Below are 221 nucleotides of genomic sequence, written 5' to 3'. Positions count from 1 at the left end.
GTAGACAAAGCCTTGCAAGCAGCTCTAACTTCTATCAACCAACTTCAAGCGACTCCAAAAGAGGAACCAAAACCAGAGCAGCCAGCTCAGCCAGAAGAGTCTAAGATTGACTACGATAAGGCTATGGCAAGCTTGGCAGAGGCTATTCAAAATAAGACTAAAGAACTAGGTGATGATAAGGAAGCTAAGAAGAAACTAGTCGAGTTATCCGAGCAAGCTCT

At 43.9% G+C, this 221-nt stretch carries 1 pseudogene; it reads left to right on the top strand.

Annotated features, from left to right (window positions below):
- Positions 1-221 (top strand): annotated as a pseudogene (locus HMPREF2728_RS02600) (sialidase); the annotation flags it as partial.

Origin of the sequence: Streptococcus sp. HMSC061D10, assembly GCF_001808865.1 — a bacterium.
Taxonomy (GTDB): domain Bacteria; phylum Bacillota; class Bacilli; order Lactobacillales; family Streptococcaceae; genus Streptococcus.
The sequence above is the reverse complement of the archived record's forward strand: the minus strand, read 5'-3'. Positions and strand labels throughout refer to the sequence as shown.